Origin of the sequence: Paraburkholderia sp. BR10923 (genome assembly GCF_040948765.1) — a bacterium.
Classification (GTDB): domain Bacteria; phylum Pseudomonadota; class Gammaproteobacteria; order Burkholderiales; family Burkholderiaceae; genus Paraburkholderia; species Paraburkholderia youngii.
The window spans coordinates 278051-299271 of the sequence record NZ_JBFPKO010000007.1 but is presented as its reverse complement, the minus strand read 5'-3'; the positions used below and the strand labels follow the sequence as shown (position 1 = coordinate 299271).

12 protein-coding genes and 1 pseudogene are annotated in these 21221 nt (G+C 65.7%); 10 read left to right on the top strand and 3 right to left on the bottom strand.

Going from position 1 to position 21221, the window contains the following annotated elements; genetic code table 11:
- Positions 1-64 precede the first annotated feature (64 nt).
- Positions 65-943, top strand: coding sequence for an SDR family oxidoreductase (locus tag AB3X94_RS15945; RefSeq protein ID WP_176109020.1), 879 nt, complete (start codon positions 65-67; stop codon positions 941-943).
- Positions 944-1109: 166 nt separating this feature from the next.
- Positions 1110-1280 (top strand): annotated as a pseudogene (locus tag AB3X94_RS15940) (integrase); the annotation flags it as partial.
- Between the two features lie 242 nt (positions 1281-1522).
- Here AB3X94_RS15940 and AB3X94_RS15935 read toward each other — a convergent pair.
- A complete protein-coding gene (locus AB3X94_RS15935; RefSeq protein WP_176109019.1) occupies positions 1523-2299 on the bottom strand; it encodes a pentapeptide repeat-containing protein in 777 nt (258 codons plus the stop codon).
- A 629-nt stretch (positions 2300-2928) separates the two neighbouring features.
- Here AB3X94_RS15935 and uvrA point away from each other — a divergent pair.
- From uvrA to AB3X94_RS15910, 5 genes are all read left to right on the top strand, one after another.
- Positions 2929-8877, top strand: a complete 5949-nt coding sequence (uvrA, locus tag AB3X94_RS15930) for an excinuclease ABC subunit UvrA (RefSeq protein WP_368612051.1) — start codon at positions 2929-2931, stop codon at positions 8875-8877.
- Between the two features lie 792 nt (positions 8878-9669).
- The gene (locus AB3X94_RS15925; RefSeq protein WP_176109017.1) at positions 9670-10662 is read left to right on the top strand and encodes a GlxA family transcriptional regulator; all 993 of its coding nucleotides are present in this window, start codon (positions 9670-9672) and stop codon (positions 10660-10662) included.
- Between the two features lie 116 nt (positions 10663-10778).
- Entirely contained in the window at positions 10779-11330 is a 552-nt protein-coding gene (rfbC, locus tag AB3X94_RS15920) for a dTDP-4-dehydrorhamnose 3,5-epimerase (protein WP_176109016.1), read from the top strand.
- Between the two features lie 99 nt (positions 11331-11429).
- Positions 11430-12056 (top strand): GNAT family N-acetyltransferase, encoded by a 627-nt coding sequence (locus tag AB3X94_RS15915; protein WP_368612050.1) that lies wholly within the window; start codon positions 11430-11432, stop codon positions 12054-12056.
- A gap of 39 nt (positions 12057-12095) precedes the next feature.
- Positions 12096-12233: a hypothetical protein gene (locus tag AB3X94_RS15910; protein WP_368612049.1), complete on the top strand. Its 138-nt coding sequence runs from the start codon at positions 12096-12098 to the stop codon at positions 12231-12233.
- Positions 12234-12305: 72 nt separating this feature from the next.
- Here the strand turns inward: AB3X94_RS15910 and AB3X94_RS15905 are convergent, their stop codons facing one another.
- Together AB3X94_RS15905 and AB3X94_RS15900 are read right to left on the bottom strand one after the other, a co-directional pair.
- On the bottom strand, positions 12306-12467 hold the full coding sequence (locus AB3X94_RS15905; protein ID WP_013089029.1) for a DUF1328 domain-containing protein: 162 nt from the start codon (positions 12465-12467) through the stop codon (positions 12306-12308).
- Between the two features lie 258 nt (positions 12468-12725).
- Entirely contained in the window at positions 12726-13151 is a 426-nt protein-coding gene (locus AB3X94_RS15900; RefSeq protein WP_368612048.1) for a diacylglycerol kinase, read from the bottom strand.
- 395 nt (positions 13152-13546) lie between these two features.
- On the opposite strand from AB3X94_RS15900, the gene bcsB reads away from it, so the two are divergent.
- The 3 genes from bcsB to AB3X94_RS15885 are packed head-to-tail and all read left to right on the top strand — an operon-like array spanning position 13547 to position 21177.
- Positions 13547-15937: a cellulose biosynthesis cyclic di-GMP-binding regulatory protein BcsB gene (gene bcsB / locus AB3X94_RS15895; RefSeq protein ID WP_368612047.1), complete on the top strand. Its 2391-nt coding sequence runs from the start codon at positions 13547-13549 to the stop codon at positions 15935-15937.
- A gap of 3 nt (positions 15938-15940) precedes the next feature.
- Complete coding sequence (gene bcsZ, locus AB3X94_RS15890) at positions 15941-17236, top strand: cellulose synthase complex periplasmic endoglucanase BcsZ (RefSeq protein WP_368612046.1); 1296 nt, start codon at positions 15941-15943, stop codon at positions 17234-17236.
- Entirely contained in the window at positions 17215-21177 is a 3963-nt protein-coding gene (locus AB3X94_RS15885; RefSeq protein WP_368612045.1) for a cellulose synthase subunit BcsC-related outer membrane protein, read from the top strand. The genes bcsZ and AB3X94_RS15885 overlap by 22 nt, the downstream gene beginning before the upstream one ends.
- Positions 21178-21221: the final 44 nt, after the last annotated feature.

Genomic DNA, 21221 nt, shown 5'->3' with positions numbered 1-21221 from the left:
AAATTCGGAACGAATAACCTGTCTTCACCGGGCCGCTTTGGGCCTTTTCATCAGAGAGACAGTCATGACAATTCTTGTTACTGGAAGTACGGGCACGGTGAGTACGCAAGTTCTTGAACACCTGCAAGGCCGTGGAGTTCAGGTGCACGCACTGACGCGTTCGCCCCAGAAAGCCCAATTTGCTGACGGCATCCGGGCAATCGAAGGCGACTTGTCCGATGCGGATTCGGTACGGCAAGCCATGAAGGGCATCAGCACGTTGTTCCTGCTGGCGCCAAACGCCGCAGACGAATTGACTCAGGCGCTGCAGGCCTTGAGCATCGCGCGAGAGTCGCATGTGAATGGCGTGGTGTATCTGTCCGTATTCAGGGGCGCAGAGTATGTCGACGTGCCACACTTCGCGGGCAAGCACGCAGTCGAGCGCATGATCGAGCAGTGCGACATGCCGGCGACTGTGCTTCGTCCCGCGTACTTCATTCAGAACGATGTGCGGCAGAAAGATGCGTTGCTGAAGCACGGCATCTATGGGATGCCGATTGGCGAGAAGGGCATTTCCATGGTGGACGTTCGCGATATCGGAGAGGCAGCAGCCAAAGAGTTGCTGCGGCGCGAGTTCGCTGCCAGCCCGCTACCGCGAGAAACCTACGAACTGGTCGGCCCGGACGTGCTGACGGCGGAATCCATTGTCCGTATCTGGGCGGATGCACTCGGACGCCCTGTTCGCCATGGCGGTGACGATCTCGATATTCTCGAGCAGCGTTTGAAGTCAGTCGCGCCGGCGTGGCTGGCGTATGACATGCGCTTGATGATGCAGCGATACCAGCAAGACGGTGCCGTGGCTTCGACCGAACAGATCGGGCGCTTGTCGACCCTACTGGGACGCCCGCCCAGGTCTTACCGCGATTTTGCGGTTGCCATGGCCGCTGCGTGGGCGAAGGATTGACCCACGCGCTGCAGGGCGGTTCATCAATCTGTGTTCATATTCTGAACGTCCGGTTGGGCGCTAAAGCCGGACGTCAGCGGTGCGAGCTCGAACGACTCTTCAGGGTCGGGTAGCGCCCATTGCAGACGTACAGACTGAATCTCCCTTCATTTGAAAGGAGATTGTCATGAGCACATTAATCGACACCGGCCCGTCGCGTGTACCGTGGAACAAGGGGAGACTGACTGGGCAGAAGCCACCGCTGAAGCCCAAGGAGATCTGGGCAATCCGCGTGCGCCTGCAGCTTTCGTCCCAGGTGCGGGATCTGGCCATGTTCAATCTCGCCATCGACAGCAAGCCGCAAGGTCTGGATCTGCAGCCGCAAGCAGACACACGACATCGCAGGCCTGCACCAGTTTCCTCGGGCTCGTGTACGAGGCGCTTGAGGAGCGCAAGCGCGCTGGACTGGATATACGGCTCATTCTCCTCCGGGACGAGCTTGACGCGAGGTTCTGCTCGATGCTGGCGGAGAGCCAGTAAAGCGCGCGAGGCCTTCCGCTTCTGATCAGCTGCGTTACCGGCGGTGTTAGCGCCGAGCGCTTATTTTGGCGGCCAGTCTGGGACGACATATTCTTTACCCCACGCCTTGCCCCACTGCAGCATGCACAGCTCGCTCTGTGGGGCCAGCGGCATGATCACGCCGGTGGGGACATAATCCTTGCGCTCGATTCCACCTTCCCTGTGCGTGAACTTCGGCGGGTTGTACTTCGTATAGCAGGCCGCGCCAATGGCGAATTCGTCCAGCTTTACGTCCTCGAATTCAAGCCCGGAAATGTCAGCCCGCGTAAAGTCGGCGTCGGACAGATCGCCCCCGCGGATTCGCGCGTTGCTGAGCTGGGCCGCCTCAAAGTGGACGTGGCCGCAATCCTTGCAATGATCGATAAATGCGTCGCGAAGCACGGCGCCGGTGAAATGGGCGCCGCTCAAACTGGGGGTATCGAATTGCGCTCCCCGCAACTGGGCGCCGGTGAAGTCGGCGCCGTCCAGGTCGGCCGAGATGATGCGCACGCCATCGGCCTCGATGTAGGCCAACGTGACTCCGTTGCTCGCCAGCGTCTGCATCGCAAAACCTTGCCCCTGGTTAAATTGCGAGCGCTTGCCGCTTTGAAAGTAGCCTTGAAGCTGCGTCCACGCCGCGATGTTCTGCAAATTGGCGCGGTCTCGCACTAGAAGGGCCAAGGTGCCCACGGTTGCGAGCGAAGCGAGCAATGTCGTGACATCGACCCAGAAATGAAAATCGCGCGGGAACGCGAGCCACTTCTGCTTGCGCCGCGTGGGCTTGCGTGCTGACGGTTTCCTTAGCGTTTTACGGATCACAGTTAGCCCGCTCTTTGGCTGCCCACAGCCAGGGTACTCGTCAAAGCGTAGGTGATCCCGAGCCAATTGTGCAACCCATCCGGTGCGGTGCGCCCGCCCCCTTACGCTAGGCGGAGTAAATAGGCCCGCGCGCAATGCTGATGGCTCTACCAGCATCTGGCTGGCACCGAAGCAGTCCCTCAGGCCGGCCGCTTCCTCCTCGAGAACTGACGTTCCGCCGTTCCCCTTTGAGTGTCGCATTCGGGTCGGTTTGCGTCGATCCCGCATCCGAGCCGTGCGTTAGGCCAACGCCTCACCGCGTTGGCTGTCGCAGACCAGTATCTTCCCAGTGTGCCTTGATGAGACACTTGCCGCCCGCCGCAGATCCGCCGGGACGCCAATCCCCTGCAGTCTCACCAATGCGGTTCTTCCAGCCTCGAAAACCCGCTCGCGTCCCAGAATTCCCTCCCCAGGCACCACGCGCGAAGCGCACCTCTGCCTGTCATGGAAAACTGTATAAACATACAGTATAGTATCCCCCTACAGCTAGGCTTTCGGGCGCTTCTCGCGCCGTCCCGGCTGCACCGAACTTGCGCGGTCGCGAGAGCCGGCCGTGAGAGGTGAACCACTCCTTCAGACGGTCGGAAAAATTGTCCTCCAACGACGCAACCCCTGACACCCTCGCCGACACCCCCCAAAGCGGCAAGCCGAGCAGCAACAAGACCCACGGCACGATCCGCATTCGCGGCGCCCGCCAGCACAACCTGAAAAACGTCGACCTCGACGTGCGCACCGGCGAAATGACGGTCGTCACCGGGCCATCGGGCTCGGGCAAGTCGAGCCTCGTGTTCGACACGCTGTATGCGGAAGGCCAGCGCCGCTACGTCGAAACTTTCAGTGCCTACGCGCGCCAGTTCCTCGACCGGATGGATCGGCCGCAGGTCGACCGCGTAGACGGCGTACCGCCCGCCATCGCGATCGACCAGACCAACCCGGTGCGCAGCTCGCGCTCCACGGTCGGCACGATGACCGAGCTCAACGACCATCTGAAGCTGCTGTACGCGCGCGCGGCCGAGCTGTTCGACCGCCAGACCGCGCACCCGGTGCGGCACGACACGCCGGAGACGATCTACGCGGAACTGCTCGAGCGCACCGCGCAGCAGGAGCCGCGGCTCGTCGTCACGTTCCCGGTCGAATTGCCGGAGTCGGCGTCCGAGCAGGAGGTCGAGCAGTGGCTGTCGGCGAGCGGCTATACGCGCGTGCAGGCGCAGCGCGAAGTCGATTCGCCCACCGGCAAGCGCAAGCTGCTCGACGTCGTCGCCGACCGCTTCCGGCTGCGCTCGGTCGACAAAGCGCGCGCGATCGAGGCGATCGAGGCATCGCTGAAGCGCGGTGGCGGGCGCGTCAATATCTACGTGCTGCCGGCCACCTCGGACGAACCGAAAGCCGAAGCCGCCGAGCCGCGCATCTGGCGTTTCTCCACTGGCCTGCACAGTCCCGAAAGCGATCTGCGCTATGCCGATCCGCAGCCCGCGCTGTTCTCGTTCAACTCGGCCTATGGCGCGTGCGATGCCTGCCGCGGCTTCGGCCGCGTGATCGGCGTCGACCTTGGTCTGGTGATTCCAGACGCACGCAAGACGCTGCGCGAAGGCGCGGTCAAGCCGATGCAGACACCCGCGTGGAAGGAATGCCAGGACGATCTGATGCGCTACGCGGCGAAAGCCGACATCCGCCGCGACACGCCGTGGGGCGAGCTCAGCGAGCGCGAGCGCAACTGGGTCATCAGCGGCTCGCCGGACTGGAACGGCAAGTGGCAGACGCATTGGTACGGCGTCAAACGCTTCTTCGATTATCTGGAATCGAAGGCGTACAAGATGCATATCCGCGTGCTGCTGTCGAAGTACCGCAGCTATACGCCATGCGAAACTTGCGGCGGCGCGCGTCTGAAAACCGAATCGCTGCTGTGGCGCCTCGGCAGCAAAGCGAACGCGAACGACGTGCTCGCGCCCGAGCACCGCTTCATGCCGCGTGGCGTGCAGTGGTCGCGCGCACAACTCGAAGCGTTGCCGGGTTTGACCGTGCACGATCTGATGCTGATGCCGATCGAGCGCATCCGCCGCTTCTTCGACGACATCACGCTGCCGAGCGCGTTGCTCGACGACGCGCTGAAGCTGCTGCTCGCCGAAGTGCGCACGCGCCTCAAGTATCTCTGCGACGTCGGCCTCGGCTATCTGACGCTCGATCGGCAAAGCCGCACGCTGTCGGGCGGCGAGGTGCAGCGTATCAACCTGACCACCGCGCTCGGCACGTCGCTGACCAAGACGCTGTTCGTGCTCGACGAACCGAGCATCGGCCTGCATCCGCGCGACCTGAACCGCATCGTCGAGGCAATGCACCGGCTGCGCGACGCGGGCAATACGCTGGTCGTGGTCGAGCACGATCCGTCGGTGATGCTCGCGGCGGACCGGCTCATCGACATGGGTCCGGGGCCTGGCGAGCGCGGCGGTTCGATCATTTTCGACGGCGCGCCCGACGCGATCCGCTCGACCAGCACGCTGACCGGTGAATACCTCGGCGGCCGGCGCCATGTCGCGGATGCCGCGCACTGGTCGCGTCGCACGGTCGATTCAAGCACGCCGCGCATCGTGCTCGAAGGCGCGAGCGAGCACAATCTGCGTGACGTCACGGTCGAAATTCCATTGCAGCGGCTCGTCTGCGTGACCGGCGTGTCCGGTTCCGGCAAATCTACGCTGCTGCAGGACGTGCTGTATCCGGCGATGGCGCGCCACTTCGGCCTTGCCACCGAAGCGCCGGGCGCGTTCAAGTCGCTTGAGGGCGCCGACCAGGTGACCGACGTCGTGTTGGTCGATCAGTCGCCGATCGGCAAGACCGCGCGCTCGAATCCGGCCAGCTACGTCGGCGCGTTCGACGAAATCCGCAAGCTGTTCGCGAAGGCGCCGCTCGCGCAGCAGCGCGGCTACGGCCCCGGCATGTTCAGCTTCAACTCGGGCGACGGCCGCTGTCCGACCTGCGGCGGCTCGGGCTTCGAGCACATCGAAATGCAGTTCCTGTCCGACGTGTACCTGCGCTGCCCCGATTGCGACGGGCGTCGTTATCGCGCGGAAATCCTCGAGGTGAAGATCGAGCGAGGCGAGGCCGCGCGCTCGATGAGTATTGCCGACGTGCTCGAGCTGACCGTCAGCGAGGCTGCCGCGTACTTCGCAAAGGATGCCGAAGTATTGCGCGTGCTGCAGCCGATCGTCGACGTCGGGCTCGAATACGTGAAGCTCGGCCAGCCGGTGCCGACGCTGTCTGGCGGCGAGGCGCAGCGGCTCAAGCTCGCGGGCTTTCTCGCGGAATCGGCGCAGACGCGCAGCACGCGTGGCGCGAAGCAGGCGGTCGCGAAGCGTCTGTTCATGTTCGACGAGCCGACCACGGGCCTGCATTTCGACGACATCGCGAAGCTGATGCAGGCGTTCGGCAAGCTGCTCGCGAGCGGTCATTCGCTGATCGTGATCGAGCACAACCTCGACGTGATCCGCGCGGCCGACTGGATCATCGACCTCGGTCCCGAAGGCGGCGACGGCGGCGGCCGCGTGCTGTGCGCGGGCACGCCGGACGAAGTGAAAGCGTGTGCCGAGTCGCATACCGGCGAGGCGTTGCTGCAATACGACCGCGCGATGGGCGTCGCAGCCGAAGCGGAGCCGCAAGGCATCCCGCTGCAGAAGGCACTGAGCGCGGCCCGCGCGCGTCGCGCGATCGAAGGCGAGGACGTGGTGCGCATCGTCAACGCGCGCGAGCACAACCTGAAGGCGCTCGACGTCGATATTCCGCACGGCAAGTTCAATGTGATTACCGGCGTGTCGGGCTCGGGCAAATCGACGCTCGCGTTCGACATCCTGTTCCACGAAGGTCAGCGGCGCTACCTCGAATCGTTGAATGCGTACGCGCGCTCGATCGTGCAGCCGGCCGGGCGCCCCGAAGTCGACGCGGTGTACGGCATTCCGCCGACCGTCGCGATCGAGCAGCGGCTGTCGCGCGGCGGCCGCAAGAGTACCGTCGCGACCACCTCGGAGGTGTGGCACTTCCTGCGTCTGTTGTACGTGAAGCTCGGCTTGCAGCACTGCATTCACGACGGCACGCCGGTCACGTCGCAGAGCGCCGAATCGATTGCCGCGCAGTTGCTGCGCGATCACAAGGGCCAGCATGTCGGCTTCCTCGCGCCGCTCGTCGTGAACCGCAAGGGCGTCTATACCGACCTCGCGAAATGGGCGAAAGCGCGCGGCAATACGCATCTGCGGGTGGACGGCGAGTTCGTGCCGGTCGATCCGTGGCCGAAGCTCGACCGGTTCCGTGAGCACACAATCGAGCTGCCGGTCGCTGATCTCGTCATCTCGGCCGATCATGAAGCCGAGCTGCGCGAAGCGCTCGATCAGACGCTCGACATCGGCAAAGGCATCATGCATCTGCTCGCGCCGCTCGACGGCCTGCACGACGCGATCAACGGCGGCGAGTCCACCGCGAAGCTCGGCGACGTGAAGGTGTTATCGACGAAGCGCGCGTGTCCGGTGTGCGGCACGAGCTATCCCGAGCTCGACCCGCGCATGTTCTCGTACAACAGCAAGCATGGCTGGTGTACGAGCTGCGTCGGCACGGGGCTGTCGCTCACGCGCGAGCAGCGCGCCGCGTATGACGACACGATCGTCGTCGACGACAATCGCGGTCGTGAACAGAGCTTGCCGTCGGAGGAGCAGGAACCGGAAGGGCTCGTCGACGAGCCTTGTCCGGATTGCGCTGGCACCCGGCTGAATCCGGTCGCGCGCGCGGTCACGTTCGACTCGCAGGCGATCGTCGATGTCGCGCAATGGACCGTGTCCGACACGCGCGCGTGGATCGATACCCTGCAGATGATGGGCCGCGATGCCGAAATCGCGCGCGACGTGGTCAGCGAAATCGGCAGCCGGTTGCAGTTCCTCGAAGAGGTCGGGCTCGGCTATCTGAGCCTCGATCGCGCGGCGCCGAGTTTGTCGGGCGGCGAAGCGCAGCGCATCCGGCTCGCCGCGCAGCTCGGCAGCAACCTGCAAGGCGTGTGCTACGTGCTCGACGAGCCGACCATCGGCTTGCATCCGCGCGACAACCAGATCCTGCTGAACGCGCTGCGCAAGCTCGGTGACAAGGGCAATACGCTCGTCGTCGTCGAGCATGATGAGGACACGATCCGGCGCGCCGATCACATCATCGATATCGGGCCGGGCGCGGGCAAACGTGGCGGCACGCTGATCGCGCAGGGCAGCGTCGCGGACCTGTCCGCGCAGGCCGATTCGCTGACCGGGCGCTTTCTCGCGCAGCCGATCGTACATCCGCTGCAGTCGCGTCGCGAGGTCGTCGCGCCGGGCAAGCGTGCAGCCGCGGTGCCGGAGAACTGGCTGACCGTGCATGGCGGCAAGTTGCACAACCTGCGTGACGTGACGGTCGGCATTCCGCTCGCGCGGCTCGTCGCGGTGACGGGCGTCAGCGGCTCGGGCAAATCGACGCTCGCGCGCGACGTGCTGATGACCAATCTGCTCGATGCGGTCGGGCGCTCGGTGCTGTCGTCGCCGGCCACCCGCCGCGCGCGTGCGGCGGCCGAACAGAAACCGGCCGCGAACCGGCGTTCGAGCGTGCTCGCGCGCTCGGCGCCGCGCGCGCCGCTGAACGTCACGCACACGTGGCAGGGCTGCGATTCGGTCACCGGCTGGGAAAGCATCGACCGTGTGCTCGAAGTCGATCAGACGCCGATCGGCAAGACGCCGCGTTCGTGCCCCGCCACCTACATCGGCGTGTGGGATGCGATCCGCAAGCTGTTCGCGGGCACGCTTGAGGCACGCGCGCGCGGCTATACCGCGTCGCGTTTCTCGTTCAATACCGGTGAGGGCCGCTGCCCCGCGTGCGAGGGCCAAGGCGTGCGCACGATCGGCATGAGCTTCCTGCCCGACGTGAAGGTGCCGTGCGATGTCTGTCACGGTCAGCGCTTCAATCCGGAGACGCTCGCGGTCACGTGGCGCGGCAAGAACATTGGCGACGTGCTGACGATGGAAATCGACGAAGCGGTCGAGTTCTTCGCGTCGATCACGAACATCGGGCATCCGCTGCAACTGATGAAGGACGTCGGGCTCGGCTATCTGACGCTCGGCCAGCCATCGCCTACGTTGTCGGGCGGCGAGGCGCAGCGCATCAAGCTCGTCACCGAGCTGAGCAAGGTGCGCGACGACCTCACCCGGCGCGGCCAGAAGCCGCCGCACACGCTATACGTGCTCGACGAGCCGACGGTCGGCCTGCATATGGCGGACGTCGCGAAGCTGATTCGCGTGCTGCATCGGCTCGTGGATGGCGGGCATAGCGTCGTCGTCATCGAGCACGATCTCGACGTGATCGCCGAGGCGGACTGGATCATCGACCTCGGTCCGGAGGGCGGCGTGGGCGGCGGTACGATCGTCGCGGCAACCGATCCGGAAAGCCTGTCGCGTGTGGCCGCGAGTCACACCGGCGCGGCTTTGCGGCCGGTGCTCGCGCGCACGGCCGCTAATGCCGCGCTGGCCGGCGAAGGGACGAATGGCTGAGGCAACCTGACGAGCAGCGGCGCGGCCGTTGCGGGCCGCGATTTGCGGTCCCAACCCACTGTTTGCTTGCATTCCACGCGCTTGTCAGATGTGCCGTGGCAACCTTGCAGGTTGCCACGGCCGGCGCTTCGTCGCGTCTGCGCCACACATCATTGCTGCACTGCAATCAATCGGCAGAGATTCGCCAAACGCGGTGCATCCGCGCGATTAATTCATACGAAAGCGATCGACGATGTTTCAAAATAGAAACGTTTTTGGAACCCCCGATAAATCAGCATTTGGATATTAGTTTTCGGCCCAGAACCAATGCCGCCGATATGCCTAATGGCGCGGGGAATAACTTTACGCTTTGCGAATAAACTACCGAATTGCGCGGACATAATCGGGATGATAAGCAGTTCACAATTGAAACATTTTTGATGCGGCAAGAAACGTACTCGGTAAGATGGGTCCCCTACGCTTCGCATTATCGGCAACTTTGCCCGAACGGGCGAGAGTGCCGTCCCCCAAGGCTTTGCGGTAAGATATCCCCACCCACTGCGCGCAACCTCGCATAGTTGCCGGTCCTGCCGGGCGCTCATATCAATCGCTCAATAACCGCTTTTCCTCAGACATGGATATTCGTGATGAAATATTCTTTTCAAATTTACTATAGCGATCCATTCCGCTAACATCACGCTTAATCCTTTATGCGGCGTTAGTCCGTTTTCCCGCCGTAATAACGCATTCTCTCGTTCCGTCTGCTGACGGGGCAAATCGGGGTCCACAACGTATGCCCGTTTGGGGAAGATCATGCCGCACATGCACCTTGATACAACGAGAATTACGTGGCTTCACACGCCTGCATTGAACGTCCGTACTGCAGCGCGGCGAATCGGCATTCTGCTGTTCGACGGCTTCTGGCTGCTCGGCCCCGGTACCGTCGTCGAAATGTTCCAGACCGCCAATGAGTTCGCGGGCACGCGCTCGGGCGAAGATCCGCCCTACGAAGTGCAGTTCCTGTCGATGGAAGGCGGCAATGTTGCCAGCTCGTCGTCGGCGCGCATCTGGACTGATCGCATCGACACGCGCTTTGGCGGCGGTTTCGACGTGCTGTTCATCGCAGGTGGCTACGGCGCCCACGTGGCCGCACGCGACGAACGCCTGCTGAACTGGCTGCGCGCCGTGCAATCGCGCACCCGCGCGATCGAAACGATCGGCGAGGGACGCCTCGTGCTCGAAGCGGCCGGCCCGACCGAGCATGATGGCCTGATGAGCCGCTATCCGGGCGCGAGCGCGAGCGAAGGCGCGTTCAGCGCGGCCAATGACCGTCACGACTGCGCGCGCAGCGCGCTGATGTTCATCAAGCGCGACCTGGGCGCGGAACTCGCGCGCAGCGTCGCCGATCGCGTGATGCCCGGCATGGCCTCCACGTGGGTGCCGCTGCCGGCCGAGGGCGGCACGCTGAGCGTCGCCGAAAAGATTCGCGCGGCCGCGCGCTGGATGGAGGCGAACTGCGACCGTCCGGTCTCGGTCGCCGATGCCGCGCAGGTCGCCGCAATGAGTGAGCGCAATTTCCTGCGCCGGTTCAAGCACGAGATGCAGGTCACGCCGTCGGACTACCTGCTGCAGGTGCGGCTGCGCATCGCGTGCAACTTCCTGACCGAGACCGAATTGCCGGTCGACAAGATCGCGCGTCGCAGCGGCACTGGCAACGGGGACCGCCTCGCGAAAATCTTCCGCAAGCGCATGGCTTTGTCGCCAACCGAGTATCGCGCCCGAAGCCGGGCGGCCAGTGAGGCGTAGCATGTATCAATAGCATGCGATAGCGCGCCCGCGCCGCGGGCGCGCCTCGTCTGTTGGACGCGGTCGCGAGAGCGGCCGTAGGTTCGCTGGCCAGCCTTCTTACGAGCACAGTGGCGATGGGCAACAGGGTCATGGCGACGGCATTGCCGGAGGTGAAACTCATCGAGCCGGAAGTGTTCATCGACGAATACGGCTTCTGCTTCGAGAGTTTCAGCGCGGACGAGTTTTCGGACGACGTCGCGCAAGGTTTCAACTTCGTGCAGGACCGCCATCTGCGCGCCGTGCATGGCGTGCTGCGCGGCTTGCACTACCAGGTGCAGCGTCCGCAGGGACGGCTGCTGCGCGTCGTGCGCGGCGAAGTCTTCGACGTCGCGGTCGACGTACGCCTGAACTCACCGAACTTCGGCAAATGGAGCGGCGAGTATCTGAGCGAAGGGAACCAGCGGCAAATGTGGGTGCCGCCCGGTTTCGCGCACGGCTTCGTCGTGCTGTCCGATGTCGCCGAGTGCGTGTGGAAGACCACCGAGTACTGGTTCCCCGAACTCGAACGCTGCCTGCTGTGGTCCGATCCCGACATCGGCATCGAGTGGCCGATCGACTTTCAACCTATTCTCGGCAGCAAGGATGCGGCGGGTCGTCGTCTATACGAAGCCGAAAACATGTCGTGAACGACAGGTGATCGGCCAGAGTTTTTACGACATTTTTTCTTGAGACGCTCACCGGCCGACCATACACTTCGGGCATCCAGTCAGTACGAGGTGCTCAACGTGAAGCGTCGCGCAAGCCGTCCGCAATCCGTTCCGGTCCACTATGCATGTCGTGCCGGCCACGTTGAACTCAGGCGCTTCGACGCGTCGCGCGATTCGTTCGTTGCGTTGACGGCGCTGCTGCATCGCGCGTTCGCGCCGCTCGGCGCGCAGGGGCTCAATTGCACGTGCGTGGATCAGACCATCGAAGCGACCCGCGAGCGCGTGCTGCGCGGCGATTGCCATGTCGCGGTATGCGACGGACGGATCGTCGGCACGATGACGCTTTATGCTTCGGACGGCGAAGCATCATGCGAGCTATACAGGCACGACGATGTTGCGAGCTTGCGCCAGTTCGCAGTCGATCCCGCGTGGCAGGGGCGTTGCATCGGCACGTTGCTGATCGCGTTCGCCGAACACTGGGCCGCAACACGCGGCTATGCGCAACTCGCACTCGATACCCCGCAACCGGCCACGCAGCGGATCGCGTTCTATCGCGGGCAGGGGTTTCGCATCGTCGAATTCATGCGCTTCGCGCACAGGTGCTACGACAGCGCGATTCTGAGCAAGCCGCCGGTAGCGATGCGCACGCTCGCGAACTGGTCGCGGCGTCTGCATGCGACGCCGCAGATCGCGCGTGCGGCCTGAAGCAATGCCGCATACGTCCGCGGCATGCGGAGAAAAGCAGTGGAAAAGCAGCGGAAGAAAAGCGGAAGAAAAGCGGAGTTGAAGCGCCCGATGCTTCGGCAACTATTGCAATATGCTGCGGCAAGTATTGCAACGGCGGCAACGGCGGCCACGGCGACCGCAGCGGTGCAATCCTGAACGCGGCACCAACGCAGCGTCGCCGGTTCGCATCGGGCGAGGGGTGAATTCACCGAACGCTGTGTGCAGCCGTCAGCGTCGGATCACGCCCATCAGCAGGGTGACGAGGAAGATCACCAGGAAGATGAAGAACAATACCTTGGCGATTTCGGTTGCGCCCGCGGCAATGCCTCCAAAGCCGAACACTGCGGCGATGATGGCGATGATGAAGAAAATCACAGCGTATCGAAGCATGGTGCCTCCACCGGTGGATTGTTGAAATGACGTTTGAACGGCGCCCCGTTGCGTGCGTCACGCGGCTTCACGGGTGAGATGCCGGCGAGCGGAATTCAGCAATACATGTGCCATCGTTTCATTGACGCCAACGTTTGCGTGACGAATATTTCGCGGCACGCGAAATTACCGTCGAGCCGACGCTAACGTTTGCATTCCCTCTCCGCCAGGCGCGCAACGTGCCAGCCATGCTGCGGACTACGTAGAACCCGTCACGCGTCATCCACGCAGCCAGTGATACGCCAGCGGCCCGCACAGCACGCCCCACGTCAGCACACACATCAGCAGCGCAATGGTCACGGCCGCGCTGCCGCAGTCCTTCGCGCGCTTCGACAATTCATGCCGCTCGAACGAAATCCTGTCGATGGCGGCCTCGATCGCCGAATTCAATAACTCCACCAGCAGCACGAGCAGCACCGATCCGATCAGCAGCGCGCGCGCGATGGCGTCGACCGGCATCAGGAACGCGGCCGGCACGAGGATCGCCGCGAGCGCGGCTTCCTGACGGAACGCGCTTTCCGCGCGCAATGTCGCGACGATGCCGGCGTACGAATGCCGCAACGCGAACAACCCGCGCAGCGGACCGCTGCGCTTCGCGGGCGGCGCGATGCTCGAGTGAGTGGGGGAGTCGGCCGGATCAGGCATGTTTTGGGATGATGTTTGATGTGCAGCAAATGACCGTGGATGTTACAAGATGTCAACAAGGTTGCAAATTGTGATATCTTTGCGCCGCCCAACAGCGGCAGGCTCCTGGCACCTTCTCGCCTGACCGACCGGCTTCGGAAAAATGAAAGGAACGTATAACCGGTTAGGGCTGCTGCCGATTGCGTTCAAATCTCAAATGTTGGTCATCCCCGTTGCTCGTTCCGCTCAAGGTTTCGCCGGATTTTCCGTATACGAGGAATGGTGCGCCGCGTGTTTCTCCTGTGCGTGCCGGCAGTCCGTTTTCCCACTTCGCGCGTTCGCGCGGCAGACCGGATTCGCACCGTAAGTGGCGCACTCGTGTGCGCACGGTCCAGGTCCAACAAGCTGAGCTGTTCATGAAACCAGTTGTGTCGTTGTGCGTTTCGCTGAGCGCCGTTGTCGGCGCGTTGTATGCCGTCGCGTCGGGCGCCGCGCCATCGGTGCCTGTCGTCGCCGCCGCGGCGATTGCGCCGGCCGCGCCCACTGTCGCGAGCGCGAGTGCCGCCAAGGCCAATCCCAGCGCCAACTACCTCGACAACGATGCCAGCGTCCCGACGCCCGCATCCGGCTCCAGCACATCGCGCGTTTCATTCCCGACCTTGGGCGCGTATCAGCCGCTGACGCTGCGCGGTGTCGAAGACGCGCGCACCGTCAATCTCGGCGTGCGGCTCGATCGCGTGGTCACGGCCGCGCGCCTGCGCTTGCGCTACACGTATTCGCCGTCGCTGGTGTTCGCGATGTCGCATCTGAAGGTGTCGATCAACAACGAAGTGATCGCGACCGTGCCGTTCGATCGCGAGCACGCCGGCAAGCTCGTCACCCAGGACATCCCGCTCGATCCGCGTTTTCTGACCGACTACAACCAGATCGGTCTGCGCCTGATCGCGCATTACACGCTCGAGCATTGCGAGGACCCCGAGAACTCGGCGCTGTGGGCCGACGTGAGTCCGTCGAGCGAGTTCATCGTCGATACCGCGCCGATCCGGTTGCCCGACGATCTCGCGCTGCTGCCTGCGCCGTTCTTCGATCACCGCGACGCGAACCGGCTGCGTCTGCCGTTCGTGCTGCCGGCCGCCGCCGACAACGCGACGCTGCACAGCGCGGGGGTACTCGCTTCGTGGTTCGGTGCGCAGGCCGATTATCGGCAGGCGCGCTTTCCGGCGCTGTCGACGTTGCCTACCGACTCACACGCGGTCGTCGTCGCGCGCAGCGAGCAGCTGCCCGCCGGCCTCACGCTGCCGCCGGTCAACGGTCCGATGCTGATCGTCGCCGACAATCCCGTCGCGCCCAACCGCAAGCTGCTGATCGTGACCGGCCGCAGCGCCGCCGAAGTCGATGAAGCGAGCACCGCGCTGGTGCTCGGCACGACCGCGCTAGCGGGTCCCGCGGTGCGCATCACGCAGCTCGCCGCCGGCGCGCCGAGGAAGCCCTACGACGCGCCACGCTGGCTGCCGGTCGACCGGCCGGTCTCGTTCAAGGAACTGATCGACGATCCGTCGCAACTACAGGTGCGCGGCAGCACGCCCGACGCGATCCGTCTGAACCTGCGCGTGCCCGCCGATTTGTACTCGTGGAACGGCGCGGGCGTGCCGCTGAATCTGAAGTATCGCTACACGGCGCCGACCGTGCAGAACAACTCGGCGCTCGCGGTGCAGATCAACGATCAACTGGTCAAGTCGTACCGGCTCGCGCTCGCGACCGCCGACGACGCGCAAGGCCGCCTGCAATTGCCGGTGCTGTCGAACAACGCCAACCGTGCGACGAGCGCGCTCGATATTCCGGCATTCCGGGTCGGCAGCTCGAACCAGTTGCAACTGCGCTTCAATCTCGATTCGCAGAAGACCGGGCTCTGCCAGGGCGTCGCGACGAACCCGGTGCAGGCCGCGGTCGATCCCGACTCGACGATCGACTTCTCGGATTTCGTCCACTACGCACGGATGCCGAACCTCGCGTTCTTCGCGAACAGCGGCTTTCCGTTCACGCGTTACGCGGACCTGTCGCAAACGGCCGTCGTGATTCCCGAGCATCCCGCGCCGCAGGAGCTCGAAAGCCTGCTGACGATGCTTGGCCACATGGGGCAATGGACCGGCTATCCGGCGCTGCGCGTGCAGGTCGCGCGGCCGCGCGAGCTCGCGCAGCTGAGCGGCAAGGATCTGCTCGTGATCGGCGGCAACGGCTCGGCGCCGTGGCTCGCGCGCTGGCCGCATGCGTTGCCACTGACGATCGGCGCCCAGGCGGGCGACGCCGCCGCGTCGGGCGCCGCTGCGTCGAGCCCGCTCGCGCGCGCCTCGTTCGCGGTCGACGAGCAGTGGCACAGCGCCGCCCGGCGCGACGGCGCCGCGCACAGCGACGCGCGTCGGCCGGACGGCGGCGCGCGGATCGAACGCGACGGACCGCTGGCCGCGCTGATGGGCTTCGAATTGCCGGACAGCCATGGACGCAGCGTCGTCGCACTGAGCGCCACCGATCAGCAGCAGTTGTCGCAACTGCTCGACATGCTCGAAAAGCCGGACCGTGTCGCGCAATTGCAGGGCGACGTCGCTTTGCTGCGCGATGGCAAGGTGGACAGCATGCGCGTCGGCGACACCTATCTGGTCGGCTACGTGCCCTGGTATGCGCGGCTGTGGAGCAAGGCGATTCAGCATCCGGTGCTGCTCGGCGTGCTCGGCGCGCTCGCCGGCTTGCTGCTCGCGATCGGCGCGTTCACCGCGTTGCAGGAACTGGCCGCGCGGCGCCGGGGAGTCTGATCGATGAGTCAGTCGAAGGGCGGGGCGCTGTGGCGGGCAGTGCGCGACGGGGTGGGCGTTGAAAGTGTCGCGGACCTGCACGCGAGGTTCGCGAGCAGGCTCGTGCGAACAACGGCGAGCGTTTCAGCAACGGTGCTGACCACGATGCTGACGCTCGCGAGCAGCCACCACGCGTTCGCCACGCAAGCGCCGCTCCCGAGCCACGCCGACATCACAGCTTGCACCGCCGCGCCCTGGCCGCGCTGGCAGCAGTTCAAGCGCGACTTCCTTTCCGCCGATGGCCGCGTGATCGACGTCGGTTCGTCCGACGAGCGGACGGTGTCGGAGGGCCAATCGTACGCACTGTTTTTTGCGCTGGTCGCGAACGACCGCGCGGCCTTCGACACGATCTTGCGCTGGACCGAGCAGCATCTCGCGCAAGGCGACCTGACCGCGCGTTTGCCGGCGTGGCTGTGGGGCCGCTCGGAGGACGGCAACTGGGCGGTGCTCGACGCGAATGCATCGTCGGATGCCGACCTGTGGATCGCCTATGCGCTGCTCGAAGCGGGCGACGCTTGGCGCGAGCGCAGCTACACGGCGCGCGGCGCGGTGCTCGCCCGCCGTGTGCTCGACGAGGAAACGGCCAACGCGCCGGGGCTCGGCTTGACCTTGCTGCCGGGGCCGGTCGGCTTTCATCCGGACGCGGACGTGTGGCGCGTCAATCCGAGCTACATGCCGCCGCAGGTGCTGCGCGGCCTCGCCACGCGGCTGCCCGACGATCCGCGCTGGCCGCGTTTGCTCGCGAGCACGAGCCGCATCCTGGTCGATACCGCGCCGCATGGCTTCTCGCCGGATTGGGCTTTGTACCGCGCGAACCGCGGCTTCGCACCCGACGCCGAGACCCACGCCGAGAGCGCCTATAACGCGATTCGCGTGTACCTGTGGACCGGCATGCTCGACCGGCGCGATCCGCTCGCGCCGACGCTGCTCGCGCGCTTCGCGCCGTTCGCGAACTTCATCGCCGCGCACGGCGCGCCGCCCGAGAAAGTCGACGCGAGCGATGGCCGTGCCGGCATCAACATGGGCAACGCCGGTTTTTCGGCGGCGGCCGTGCCGTTTCTCGATGCGCGCGGCCAGCGCGCGCTCGCCGATGCGCAGATCGCACGCGTCGCCGCGCTCGATAGCGAGACGGCCGCCGGTTACTACACGAGCGTGCTGAGCCTGTTCGCGCTCGGCTGGCGCGAAGGCCGCTATCGTTTCGCCGCCGACGGCACCCTCGATCCGCACTGGAGCACGTCGTGCCGCGCCGCGCCGCAGTAACGCGCGCGGCGCGTTTCAGCGTGGTCGCGTGCGCATGCGCCGCGGCGATCACGGGTCACGCGTACGGCAACACCGGGCAAGCCGAAGCGATGCGCACGACGGCCGCGCGCACCGCTGCCATCGGTACGCTGGCGGCACCCGCTGCTGAGCCGACCATAGCGCCGCCACCAAACCCCGCCGCGCAACGCCTGCTCGCGACCGCGCGCATGTGGTCGACCAAACATCGCGACGACCTTGCGTTGCAGGCAATCAACAAGGCGCTGCTAGCCGCGCCGGGCGATCCGGTGTTGCTTGCCGAACAGGTGCGCATCGAATTGCGTCTCGGGAAAGCGCAAGCCGCGCAGGCGACGCTCGCACGCTTGCGCGCGAAAGCGCCAGACAGCGCGGCGATCCAGCAGATCGACGACGAATTCCGCGTCGCCACCAACGGCCGCGAGGAATTCGCGACCGTGCGTCTGCTCGCGCGTAGCGGCCATTCCGCCGAGGCGGCGCGGCGCTTGCAACTGCTGTTTCCGCACGGCGCGCCGTCGGGCTCGCTCGGCGCCGAGTACTACCAGATTCTCGCGGGCACGCCCGAGGGCCGCGAGCAGGCGCTGGTCGCACTGCATCGGCGGATCGCCGCCGATCCGTCCGACGTCGATGCCGCGCTGGTGCTCGCGAATCTGCTGAACACGCGCGGCGATACGCGCGCGGAGGCCAACCGCATCGCGTGGAATCTGGCGACGCGGCCCGACTCCGATCGCACGGCCTCGCTCGACACGTGGCGTCACGTGCTGCAATCGGCAGGCGTGGACCTCGCGTATCTGCCGGCGTTGCGCGCGTACCTGCAACTCGTGCCGGACGACACCGAATTCCGCGAGCGTGTCGCGACGCTCGAAGCGCGCCTCGACGCGCAACGGCAACTCGAACACAACCCTGACTACATCGCCCAGCAGCGCGGTCTGCGGGCGCTCGAGCGCAACGATGTCGCGGCCGCCGAGCCGCTGCTCGCGCGCGCCGCGAGCGCGCGTCCCGACGATGCCGACGCAGTCGGCGGTCTCGGCATCGCGCGTATGCGGGCCGGGCGGCATGACGAAGCGCGCACGCTGTTTCTGCGCGCGGCCGCGCTCGCGCCCGACAATCGCGCGAAATGGCAGAGCCTCGCGCGCACCGCGCAATTCTGGGGCACGCTCGCGCAAGGCCGCGCGGCTGCCGCGGCGGGCCACGCGCAGGAGGCGGAGCGGGCGGCACGCGCGGCGCTCGCGATGGAGCCGGACAACGCGGACGCGAAGCTGATGCTCGCCGACGCGCTGCTCGCGCAGCACGACTGGAGCGCGGCCGAGCCGCTCTTGCGCGACATGCTGAGCGGGCATGCGCCGAGCGTGGCAGCGCTGCGCAGCACCCAGACGCTCTTCGAAAACACCGGCCGCGCGGCGCAGGTCGAGCCGTTGATCGACGCGTTGCAAAGCCGCTTCACCGCTGCCGACGATCGCCAGAGCCTCGCTCGTCTGCGTGCCGATCTGCTTGCCAAACAGGCGGACCAGTTGCTCGCCGACGGCGAGCGCGGTCCCGCCGCGCAACGCTATGAAGCCGCCTTGCGCAGCGAGCCCGACGCAGCGTGGACCCGTTTCGCGCTCGCGCGTCTGTACCGCGATCTCGGCCTGCCGCAACTCGGCCGCAATGTGATGGACGAGGGGCTCGCGCTCGCGCCATCGGCCGAGATGCGCTATGCGAGCGCGCTTTACCGCGATTCGCTCGATGACCTGAGCGGCGCGCAAGAAGCGCTCGCGCTGATCCCGGAGCAGGAGCGCACCGAGGGTATGCGGGCGCTCGATCGCAATCTGCAAACGCAACGAAAGCTTGCCGACGCGCGCGCCGCATTCGCCCGCGACGATCGCGCGAGCGCGCTCCGCCTGCTCGACGACACACGCGCTTTGGCCGGCGACGATCCGAATCTGCTCGCGTCGGTCGGCGCGCAGTGGATCGACGTGGGCGACGCCGGGCGCGGCCTCGCATTGCTGCGCGACTGGATCGGCGCGCATCCGGGCGAGGCCGACGCGGACGTGCGGCTGCGTTACGGCGATCTGCTCGGCAGCGCGCGACGCGACGCGGAGCTGTCCGCATGGCTTCAGCAGTTGCGTGACGATCCGCGGCTGAAGCTGGACGCTGCGCAACACGCGCGCCTCGAGGATCAGGCGCTGCGTGCGGCCCTACGTCAAACCGACGAAGCGATCGATCATGGGGATTACGAAGCGGCCGGGCAGCGACTCGCGGCGGTCAGCCCCGCCGGTCGGCGCGACAAACGCTATACGCTCGAACTCGCCGACCTCCAGCGCGTGCAGGGCCACTACGCGGCCGCGCGGGCGACGTTGGCGCCATTGCTCGCCGCGCAGCCAAACGATCCGGAAGTGCAGCTCGCGCTGGCCCGTGTGCTGGAGCAGAGCGGCCAGCGCGGCGCCGCGCTGCGCGTCGTGCACGATGTGCTCGACGGCGCCGCGCCCGACGACGTCGACACGCGGCTCTCGGCCGCGCGCCGGCTCGCCGCGTTGAACCAAGCGCGCGACGCGCAGCAGATCACCACGGCACTGCGCGCCGCGTATCCGACGCGGCCGGACGTGACGGTGCAAAGCGGCCGCATCGCCGAAGACCTCGGGCAGTACGAGGATGCCGCTTCGCTGTACCGTTTGTCGCTCGCGCAGGAACGCTCGGCGGGCGTGCGCGCGGGACCCGATGGCACGCCCGCGCGAGCCGCGCTCGACGATCTCGAACAGCGCCGCAATCCGTCGATCGAGACCGGCTGGCTGCCCGCATATAAGTCCGGCGACGCGGGCATCTCGCAGCTGCGCGCGTGGCAGGTGCCGCTGTACGTGCAGATCCCGTATCGCTATGACGGCCATTTCTTCGCGCACATCGATACCGTGCATCTCGACGCGGACACGCTGGATGTCAGCGACGCCAACGCGTTCACGCGCGATACCTTCGGCAGCTTCGGCGCAGCCGACAAGCTCGGCACGTCGCTCGGCCTGTCGCCGCAGCAACTCGCCACGCTGGCCGCGGGCTTGCCGTATCTGCATCAGTCGGTCACCGGGGTCGCGCTCGGCGCGGGCTACACGTCCGACGCGTGGCGCTTCGACTTCGGCACGACGCCGCTCGGATTCCCCGTGTCTTACCTCGTCGGCGGGGTGCGCTACCGCTTCGACGCGGGACCGGCGAGCTTTTCAGTCAGCGGCTCGCGCCGTCCGGAAACCGGTAGCCAGCTGTCGTATGCCGGCATGCACGATCCGGTGACCGGCACCGTGTGGGGCGGCGTGCGCCGCGATGGCATCGACCTGCATTCATCGTTCGATCTCGGTGCGGCGAACCTGTTCGCCGATCTCGGCGCGGGTGAGCTGACCGGGCGCAACGTCGCGAGCAATCAGGAAGTCACGCTGCGCACCGGCTTCACGATGCCGGTCTACCGGCGCGCGAATTCACTGGTGAGCACCGGCCTCGTCGGCAACGCGTGGCACTACACGAACAACCTGCGCTTCTATTCGTTCGGGCAGGGCGGCTACTACAGTCCGCAGCGCTATCTGTCGCTCGGCGTGCCGCTCGAATGGCTGGGGCGGCATGGCGCGCTGAAGTGGGATCTGAGCGCGACCGTCGGCGTGTCGAATTCGTACGAGCGGGATTCGCCGTACTACCCGAACGGTCTGCCCGCCGGTCTCGGCGCGGCGCCGGGGCTCGAGAGTCTCGTCAATGCGGGCAGCTCGACACGGGGCGTCGCGTTTTCGTATGGGCTCGCGGGCGTGGTCGAGTATCGCGCCGATCCGCATCTGGTGTTGGGCGCGCAGTTGAGCATCGATCGCTCGCACGACTACGCACCGAGCGCCGCGCTCGTCTATCTGCGCTACACGTTCGATGCGCGCAGGCAGGACAACCGTCTGTCGCCGCAGCCGGTACGGCTTTATTCGAGCTATTGAACGGCGATGCAACGAGACCTGGGACAGCAGACGTGAACACCGTT

Coding starts and splice junctions, on each gene's coding strand:
- AB3X94_RS15905 (WP_013089029.1), bottom strand. CDS start 12,467: ATGCTTCGATACGCTGTGATTTTCTTCATCATCGCCATCATCGCCGCA.
- rfbC (WP_176109016.1), top strand. CDS start 10,779: ATGGGCAACAGGGTCATGGCGACGGCATTGCCGGAGGTGAAACTCATC.
- bcsB (WP_368612047.1), top strand. CDS start 13,547: ATGAAACCAGTTGTGTCGTTGTGCGTTTCGCTGAGCGCCGTTGTCGGC.
- bcsZ (WP_368612046.1), top strand. CDS start 15,941: ATGAGTCAGTCGAAGGGCGGGGCGCTGTGGCGGGCAGTGCGCGACGGG.
- AB3X94_RS15925 (WP_176109017.1), top strand. CDS start 9,670: ATGCCGCACATGCACCTTGATACAACGAGAATTACGTGGCTTCACACG.
- AB3X94_RS15945 (WP_176109020.1), top strand. CDS start 65: ATGACAATTCTTGTTACTGGAAGTACGGGCACGGTGAGTACGCAAGTT.
- AB3X94_RS15900 (WP_368612048.1), bottom strand. CDS start 13,151: ATGCCTGATCCGGCCGACTCCCCCACTCACTCGAGCATCGCGCCGCCC.